This is a genomic window from Alteromonas sp. Cnat3-28 (assembly GCF_022348265.1).
Classification (GTDB): Bacteria; Pseudomonadota; Gammaproteobacteria; order Enterobacterales; family Alteromonadaceae; genus Alteromonas; species Alteromonas macleodii.
The window spans coordinates 74,919-84,230 of the sequence record NZ_JAKREY010000017.1 but is presented as its reverse complement, the minus strand read 5'-3'; the positions used below and the strand labels follow the sequence as shown (position 1 = coordinate 84,230).

Genomic DNA, 9,312 nt, shown 5'->3' with positions numbered 1-9,312 from the left:
CTACACGCTCAACTACACCCAATTTAAAAGCTAAGGTGTAATCACGCTGTGTACGCTTAGGTCTTTGATTACTTGAAGTTGTCATAAAGAAATCCTCTTTATGTCAACGTATTTCAGGACGGGACAGCATGATTGAAAAAGGCCACATTGATGTGGCCTTTTTCGTTTCTCGCAAATGGAATGTTTAGATCTAAGCTAAAGCATAATAAGCTATACGAGCCTAAAGCCCGTACTGCTGCTTAAGCGACTCAGCCCTTTGTTTTGCAGCTTCAGACTTAAACTCTCGACTTGCCAGCTTGCGCGAGGCGAGCGCCTTTTTATCGAGTTCAAGTAATACACTCACATAATTTAAATATACGTCGTCGTTCGCAATAGGACGTGCAGAAACTTCCTCGTACAGTTTAAGCGCAGCGGCTTTATCACCTTTAGCCGCATAAATTTGCGCTAGCGTATCTACTGCGTCAGCGTTCTCACGTTGCAGTGATACGGCTTTTTTAGCGAGTTCTTCAGCTCGAGTAAGGTTTTTATCTTCAAACGCCAAATACGCTAAGTTGTTTAAGACAACAAAGTTATCCGGTGTTTTAGTTAGCACCTGCTCATAGGTTTTAATGGCTGCTGCTCTGTCTTTGCCGATTTGACGCTCTGCTAACAGCATGGCACTTGGAATGTCGTTACTGTGCGCCTGAACGTGTTTTTCAAGAAACGTAAATGCCTGAGCTTTTTTACCCGACATCTCAAGCGCCGCTATCAACAACAAAGCGTTATCTGAGTTAGGCGTAGCGTCATAGGCGGCTTTGGCGTGCTCTACAGCTTGCTCAGGCGCTTTATCGATAAGATTCAAGCGCGCTATTACGCCTCTAACGAAAGGCAGAGCCTTAACATCATCGGCCGTGCTATTAATGATTTCCCATGCAGGTTTAGCCTGCCCAAGTCGGCTGTGAAAGTAAGCTTTCAATAAGGTTAACTGTGCATCTGGGCGTTTAGCCAACACCTTATTGGTTAACGCCAGCCCCTGGTCAAATTGCTTTTGAGAGTCGACAATCAACAACTTACCCAATACCGCATTTTTATCTTGCGGGTAAAACGATAGCCAACGATCGAAAAACGCTGTCGCGTCTTCTACATTGTTGGTGGCGATAAGCGCTTGACCCTTTAAGTTCCAAAACGCTTGTGGCGACGCTTCATTCCCTTCGACATCTGACAAAAGCGAAACCGTTTTATCAAGCTGACTGTTCAACGAATACATTCTTGCAAGAAGAAGTCTTAAATTCAGATTTGTTTTATTGGCGTTGAACTGTGTTTGAGTATGCTTGATAACGTCCTGTGCGTTCCCCTTTTCCGTTGCGAGGGCAAACCATAGCGCTAGCGCCTGTACATCGGCGGGGTTCTTATCAATAAAGGCGCGAACAAAGGAAATCGCGTTATCGTTTTTACCTTCGGCTACCAGTAATTTAGCGCGAGAGTAAAACACCTCATTCTTTGCACCTTCTAGCTCACTGGCTTTATCTAGATATTGGGCGGCCTCTTGGTAGGCTCCCTCTGCCGTCGCAATATTCCCTAGGTAAATAAGCGGAGCTGCAGTTTCAGGTGACTTTTCATGCCACTCTTTCGCCGCGCTTTTTGCTTTTTCCAGCTGATTCGTCGCTATGTAGGCACGCAGTAAGGTTGCTTGTGAGGTGACGGACTCAGGTGCTTGTTCAACCGCTTGTTCGAGGTTTACTAAACCATCGATGTCATTTAATGAAAGCTGTAAAACCCCTAAACGCGATAAGTCTTCGGCTGTAGTGCTAACCCCTTCTGATTTTTCTACCATTTGCTGAGCACCAATGACGTTGCCTTCTCTTAGCAACTGATAGCTGGCTTTCGAAAACAGGGCCGCATCAACACCCTGCTCACCTTCGACTCTTGCTAACACTTCAAGCGCCTCATCGTTTTCACCTAGTTGAAGCATGCTGTCGGCTAGCATTCGAAGGCCAGGGTGATTATCAGGCAAGCTAGACGCCACCATAGTTAAGTGGCGCTGGGCCGCCTCGAAGTCTTGAATTTGATACGCACTAAAACCCGCAACCAAACGCACAACCTGATCGCTCCTACCGTTTTGAACGGCAATTTCCAAGTGTTCGAGGGCCTTAGCATAATTTTCGTTGGCCGACTCAATGATGCCTTTAAAGGTATTAAGCAGCGGATGGTTTTCATTTAAGGTCAACAAGTCATCTACAATAGGTTCTGCTTTGTCGAGCTCTCTTATTTCAATCAGTAGCGCTGCATAGGCAAATTTGCTGGTTACGTCGTCAGGATACTGACTCACATACACGCCGTAGACTTCGGCAGCTTTACTCGGCTCACCTTTTTGAAGATAAATTTTTGCTAGCTGTTGTAGCACGTCTTTATTGGTGGGGGCTTGTTCTCGCAGCTTCTCGGTGGCGGCTAGCGCTCCATCCATGTCGTTGTCTAAAACAAAGGCATAACTGTCAATAAGGCCTTTGTAGACTGAGCTCGTATCTAGGGTTGATAAATCAGCCAGTAGCGTTTGCGCTTCTTCGTTTTTACCTAGCTGCATTAAAGCCTGTAGCTTATAAAAACCCACCTCGGCTGATTCAACTGCTGACATCCCTTCTGCGCGATAATCTACTTCGGCCAGCGCATTTTCTGCGCCTGACTGTTGGTAAGCGACCGACAATAGAGGAATGACTTGGCTAACAGGATGCCCAAGTTCCATTGCCTTGTTGAGTTCTTTTTCAGCAGCTGAAAAATTACTTTCCTGCAAGTACAGCTTGCCAAGTTCGAAGCGCGGTGCTGCGGCATCGGGCGCTTTTTGAATGGCATTTTTATATTCAACAATGGCGGCGTCGATTTGTTGAGAAGAGGCGTAGTTCCTTGCATCTGCTAAATGGCTTTCCATTGATTTTTCACTACATCCAGATAAAAGCGCGCTGGTCAGCATCACCGCTAACGTTGTGCTTTTAAGTAATGTATTGGGTTTCATTTTTGTCATTGTAATTCCTTGCCCTACTTCAACTTTTTATTGTCACATCGCTACACATTGAAAATAGCGCATGGTGTACTGTCTATTATTTCATCTAAACTGTGCAATTTCGTGGCAACCTTGCCATTATTCGAATATAATATGGTTTTTTGCAACACTGCTGGCAAGCATATCGCGAAATACGCTACGAATACGCTTCATAAACTCGCCCGAAAGGCCAGTTCATCGCTGTATAGCGTCTTGCGATAATAAACCGAAAAAGTACGGTTTAATCGTATGCCGCACCCTCCTTACTTAATGCACCAGGATCCTTAATGACCACAACTGTCGACATGACATTTAAAGACCTCAATTTACCAGAACCTATCTTACAAGCCCTTGAAAAAGTTGGCTACGAGAAACCGTCCCCTATTCAAGCTGAGAGTATCCCTCTTTTACTTGAAGGGCACGATTTACTCGGTCAGGCACAGACAGGGACAGGAAAAACCGCTGCGTTTGCCCTGCCCATGTTGGCAAATATCGATCCTGAAGAACGTAAGCCGCAATTACTGGTATTGGCCCCAACCCGTGAGCTAGCTATTCAGGTTGCAGAGGCGTTTCAGGTTTATGCGAGCTTTAGTCAAAAAATTAAAGTACTTCCAGTATACGGCGGTCAGTCGTACGACAACCAAATTCGCCAGCTTAAGCGCGGCGTTCAAGTGGTTGTTGGTACCCCAGGCCGTATCATCGACCACATTAAGCGCAAAACGCTAGACTTAAGCGAACTTAAGTTCTTAGTGCTAGACGAAGCAGACGAAATGCTTCGTATGGGCTTTATCGATGACGTTGAGCTTATTCTTAGCCACGCACCAGAAGAGCGCCAAACCGCACTGTTCTCGGCAACTATGCCTGGCCCAATTAAGAAGATTACTCAGCGATACTTGAAAGACCCTAAGCACGTTAAAATTGCGTCTAAGGTAAGTACAGCTAGCACCATTCGCCAGCGTTATTGCCAAATTGCACCACACCACAAGCTTGAAGCGCTAACGCGTATCATGGAAGTGGAAGTGTTCGACGGTATGATCATATTCGTACGTACGAAAACCGCTACGGTTGAACTAGCAGATAAACTCTCTGCTCGTGGTTACGACGTAGAACCACTAAACGGTGATATTCCTCAGGCAGCTCGTGAGCGCACTGTTGAAAAACTTAAACAGGGTAAAATTGATATCCTTGTCGCTACCGACGTTGTAGCCCGTGGTCTTGACGTTGAGCGTGTAAGCCACGTTATTAACTACGATATTCCGTACGACAGCGAATCTTACGTACACCGTATCGGCCGTACTGGTCGTGCTGGTCGTCAAGGTGATGCGATCCTATTTATCTCTCATCGCGAAAAGCGCTTGTTATTCTCTATCGAGAAAACTACCAAGCAGCCTATTGAAGCAATGCCAATTCCTTCAATTAGCGAAATTAATGAAACACGTTTAAGCCGCTTCAAACAATCAGTTGCCGAAGCAACCCAAGACGATAGCATTGAATCACTAATGCCTATTGTTGAGATGATTAAAGAAGAAAACGAAGCGTCCCCTGAAGTATTGATGGCGGCACTGCTTAAAATTGCGCAAGGCGACGAACCGTTAATACTTAAAGAATCAGATCGTCCAGATATTAACAGCAAGCCTCAGCGCGACAGCCGCGAGAGAAACTCTCGTGACCGTGATGGTCGTGAGAGAAAGCCAAGAGTTCCTCGTGGAAACCGCAAGCCTGAAGAAGGCATGCAGCGCTTCCGCATTGAAGTAGGTCACGTACATGGTGCGAAGCCTGGAAATATCGTTGGCGCTATTGCTAATGAAGCAAACATAAATTCGAAGCACATTGGCGCTATCGAAATTTATGACAACTTCAGCACGGTAGACCTTCCTGAAGGTATGCCTAAGGAAACGCGCGATACTCTACAGGGCACCCGTGTTGCTGGTCAGCGTTTGAATATTCGCGAATGGTCAGATACACCGCCGGCTAAAGGTCGTGGCGATCGTGGTAACCGTGGTGACAGAGCGCCTCGCGGCAATCGTGAAGACCGCCCTAATCGCGGAGATCGCGAAAACCGTAAGCGTAAGAACTAAATAGCAATACATTCAGCCTTTATATAACTAATAGCAATATAAAGGCTGTTTTCGTTGTTTTCTAATTAAAAAGAATTGGCGCAAAATAGTGTCAGTTCTTTTTTTGTATTTGAAGCTAAGAAAACCTTTATGGATTACTTTCCGTTATTCCTAGACGCCAGAAAACTCAATGTTCTAATTGTTGGGGCTGGTGAAGTAGCTGCCCGTAAGCTAGAGCTTATTATGAAGACACCTGCGACCATCACCGTGGTGGCGCCTTGGGTTTGCGATACGGTGAAGCAATTGGCGCAAAATGAGAAAGTGACACTTATTGAACGCGAGTTTGAAAATAGTGATCTCACCCATAAAGATATGGTCTTCATTGCCACCGACAAAGGCGATGTTAATCAACATATTCACGACTTAGCGCGCGCTAACAAAGTGTTGGTAAACGTGGTGGACAATACGCCGCTTTGCCAATTCATCACCCCCTCTATTGTTGACCGCTCTCCTATCGTTATTGCTATGAGTAGTGGTGGTGTAGCGCCTGTTTTGCTTCGTTATTTACGTCAAAAGTTAGAGACTGTACTGCCTGCTAACTTAAGTCGACTTGGCGCATTTTCTGAAAAATTCCGCGAAAAAGTAAAACAAACGCTTAATGGCGTTACCGCTCGTCGATACTTTTGGGAAGACGTGCTCGATGGTGACATTGCTGAAATGGTAGAAAAGGGCCAAGACAACAAAGCCGATGATGCATTCGAATTAGCACTGCAAGCCGCGGCTCAGGACAAAAAAGTAGAAGGGCAAGTGTATTTGGTGGGAGCAGGTCCTGGCGACCCCGATCTTCTTACATTTCGCGCCTTGCGCTTAATGCAAAAGGCCGACGTGGTAGTCTATGATCGCTTAGTATCGCCGCAAATTCTTGAGCTTGTACGCCGTGACGCTGAGAAAATCTACGTGGGTAAGGCCAAAAGCAATCACACGCTTCCTCAAGACGACATTAACCAACTAATGGTTGATGAAGCTAAAAAAGGCAATCGTGTGGTGCGTTTAAAAGGCGGCGACCCATTCATATTTGGACGTGGTGGAGAAGAAATTCAAACACTTATTCAGCACGGCATCGACTTTCAGGTAGTTCCCGGCATTACCGCCGCAAGCGGGGCGTCTAGCTATGCTGGCATTCCACTTACTCATCGCGATCACGCCCAGTCTGTGGTATTTGCCACCGGTCACCTAAAAAATGGCACTATCGACCTCAACTGGCCTGCCCTTGCACAGAAGAATCAAACCGCTGTGTTTTATATGGGTTTGACAGGCTTGCCGATTATCTGCGAAAAGCTCATTGAACACGGTCTTGATGCCAATACGCCTATCGCTTTAGTTCAATCGGCGACTACCGAAAAGCAGGCGGTACTAACAGGCACGCTAAGCAATATTGTGGCTAAGCAAGAAGAGGCGCAATTACAGCCTCCTACACTTATTATCGTCGGTTCAGTTGTTAGTTTACGTGACGAGCTAAACTGGTACCAATAATCCCTTCCTGCCCCTTTGTGTAAATAAAGGGGCTCTGTACCAGCTTTCCGCTTAAGAACAGCGGCAGGCCTACGCAAAACATGTACAAAGTATTCAGCAACAACTCAGTGGTTTACCCACTAATCGACAGTTTTTGAATCAAGTAGCACAATCCCAAGGTCTCTCAATGCACTATTGACGACCTCTGCTAGGGTAATGGGCTGGCACGACCCAAGGCAAAGGCTTCAAAATAGCCTTTGCCTTGTTTTTTTCATTTTCACGCGCATACTCACAAAATGAGTGATCAATTATTGAGTTAACCCAACGATAACAATGAAGCTTCACACTAACTCGAAAAAAAAGAACATTTGGCGCTTTATTGGCAAGGTAACGAGATACCTTGGTCTTGCTACGATCCTTGTGGTTTTCCATGTTCAGCATGCGCTCTCTGAACAACTCGAGTTCAAAAGAAAGAAGACTGATACCGGCATGCAGTTCTATTACGAATGGATTGACGGTGCGAAGCAGCGACATAACCTCAGGTTTGAAATTCCCTTTGAGTCAATTGAAGACTTGCCGCTAAGGCAAACTAATTACAAGCCAAAAATAGCACAGCGACACGTGACTGTTGCGTTGACCAAAGCAGCAAAGGCTATCGACCCCAAGGACGCAAAAGTAACAATCAAGCCCATGAGAGAAGCCATTAATATTAAAGTGTCGGGGACTGACGAAGAGAAAATAGAAGACGTTCAAGCGCATTTACGTGACGTACAGCAAAACGCTTACGATAGCTACTTGCATGAACATTACTTCACGCGCTTTACGACCATATTTAACCAAAGTGCCATAAAGCCAGATCACCTGCGTTACATCTCTGAGTCAGTAAAACCTTTGGTGTCCGTTTCTCAAGCGTTTTACGAGAAAGTCGCGTCTGAGTCAGATTCTAGAGCCTATTTTTCTTTAATTCTCAGTTGGCTGCAAAGCATCCCTTACGACACGTTAGAAGATAGAGTCGTGAGTAATGGCTCTGGGTATGCGCCGCCCATAAGTGTGCTTATGCAGAACCTAGGGGACTGTGACAGTAAAGCAGTGTTAGCGTCTTCAATGGTAAGAGCTTTTTTACCCACTACAAAGATGATTGTACTTTACCTGCCCAACCACGCCTTGCTTGGAATTGCATTAACCCCCATGGCAGATGACCGAACCATAGAGCACGATGGCGACGTTTACGTGCTCTATGATCCTACGGGTCCGGCACTCATTCCTTTCGGGCAAGTATCCGAAGATACAGAGCGCAACATTGTGACCGGGCGCTACCAAGTAGAAGTAGTAGAGTAAGTTTCATCTACATTTGCCTGTTATTCCCTGAATAGAACATCACTTCATTGCCAATCACACTGTTGGTAGATTTATCGATAATAACAAAGCTAACAGATTGCATGGTATTAGCCATTGGCGACAATGCTTCAACTGAAAACGGCACATTTCGCTTTTCGCCTGGTGCTACGTTTATAGTCGGTACGTTAATAAGCTGCATATCTGATGGCGTTTCTATAGCAATTTCATAGGTTTTGGCCACGCGGGATTTATTTAAAACGGTTAACGTATAAGTGTTTTCAATGTGTCCCGCGTTGTTCTCTCTGTAGAGCGCGTTGCGGTCACGGCTAATTGAAGCTTCGAAGTCCTGCCTGTCGATAGCCCACTCGCCCATTGCGAGCAGTATGGCAATGATTGCGGCGCCGTAAAGATAGTTAGTGAATTTACGCCCAGAGTTTCTGCCGGCTCGCGAAAAATTGATAAGTTTGAGTGGATAGCCAAATTTGGCCATGACCTTGTCGCATGCGTCAATACACAGGCCACAGTTAATGCACTCGTACTGAATTCCTTCACGAATATCTATGCCTGCCGGGCAGACTTGAACGCATAATTTACAGTCGACACAGTCTCCCAGGTCTTTGTGCTGTGAAAAACGCTTTCTTGGTCCGCGACTTTCTCCTCTCGCTTCGTTGTAAGTGACCAATGACGTACTGTTATCAAACATCGCAGCTTGAAAGCGAGAATAGGGGCACATATGCGTGCACATTTTCTCTCGAAGCCAACCTGCATTGGCATAAGTGCAAACGGCAAAGAACATTGTCCAGCCTGAAATTAACGCTGGCGCAGAGAAAGTAAAAAACTCCGTATATAGACGAGATGCCGGATAGAAGTAAGACATAAAAACCAGCGCAGTAACAAGGCTTAATGCCAACCATGCACTGTGTTTTGCCCCCTTTACGACTACTTTTGTTAGTGAGCTAGGCTGCTTATCTAAAGCCTTGCTTTGATTGTGCGTACCTTCAATACGGCGCTCTACCCAATTGAAAGCGAGAGTCCATACGGTTTGAGGGCAAGTAAAGCCACACCATACTCGCCCGTAATGACGGGTGACTAAAAACAAAACAAAAGCCGCAAGAATAAACAGAAAGGCAAAAATCATGAGGTCTTGTGGATACAACACCCATGCAAAAAGCGTAAGGGTTTGACGCCCCACATCAAACAAAATCGCCTGCTGTCCTTGGTATTGAATAAAGGGGAGCACAACAAACAGCGTCACTAGAACTACATTCAAATATCGACGTATTTTTTGAAAGTGCCCGGTTTCCTCACGGATATAGATTTTTTTGTTTTCTACGGGTGTACAAGCAATGATGTCTTCCTGCCGAATTTTAACTGCCGTCATTAGCTTTCTCC

The 9,312-nt window shown here is 45.7% G+C and carries 6 protein-coding genes; 3 read left to right on the top strand and 3 right to left on the bottom strand.

Translation table 11 applies throughout. The features are described 5' to 3' along the window. Positions 1–85: valyl-tRNA synthetase (locus MHM87_RS15860; protein WP_081333992.1), on the bottom strand; the 85-nt coding region annotated here is incomplete at its 3' end. A gap of 135 nt (positions 86–220) precedes the next feature. Next, positions 221–2,995 carry an XrtA/PEP-CTERM system TPR-repeat protein PrsT gene (gene prsT / locus MHM87_RS15855; RefSeq protein WP_239260123.1) on the bottom strand — a complete coding sequence of 925 codons (2,775 nt, stop codon included), beginning with the start codon at positions 2,993–2,995 and terminating at the stop codon, positions 221–223. Positions 2,996–3,300: 305 nt separating this feature from the next. On the opposite strand from prsT, the gene MHM87_RS15850 reads away from it, so the two are divergent. From MHM87_RS15850 to MHM87_RS15840, 3 genes are all read left to right on the top strand, one after another. Continuing rightward, positions 3,301–5,091: a DEAD/DEAH box helicase gene (locus MHM87_RS15850; protein WP_014948201.1), complete on the top strand. Its 1,791-nt coding sequence runs from the start codon at positions 3,301–3,303 to the stop codon at positions 5,089–5,091. A 129-nt stretch (positions 5,092–5,220) separates the two neighbouring features. Then, positions 5,221–6,603, top strand: a complete 1,383-nt coding sequence (cysG, locus tag MHM87_RS15845) for a siroheme synthase CysG (RefSeq protein ID WP_101563455.1) — start codon at positions 5,221–5,223, stop codon at positions 6,601–6,603. A 312-nt stretch (positions 6,604–6,915) separates the two neighbouring features. Then, positions 6,916–7,920 carry a hypothetical protein gene (locus MHM87_RS15840; RefSeq protein ID WP_239260121.1) on the top strand — a complete coding sequence of 335 codons (1,005 nt, stop codon included), beginning with the start codon at positions 6,916–6,918 and terminating at the stop codon, positions 7,918–7,920. 7 nt (positions 7,921–7,927) lie between these two features. On the opposite strand, the gene ccoG is transcribed toward MHM87_RS15840, so the two are convergent. Continuing rightward, positions 7,928–9,301, bottom strand: coding sequence for a cytochrome c oxidase accessory protein CcoG (gene ccoG, locus MHM87_RS15835; protein ID WP_061094170.1), 1,374 nt, complete (start codon positions 9,299–9,301; stop codon positions 7,928–7,930). Positions 9,302–9,312: the final 11 nt, after the last annotated feature.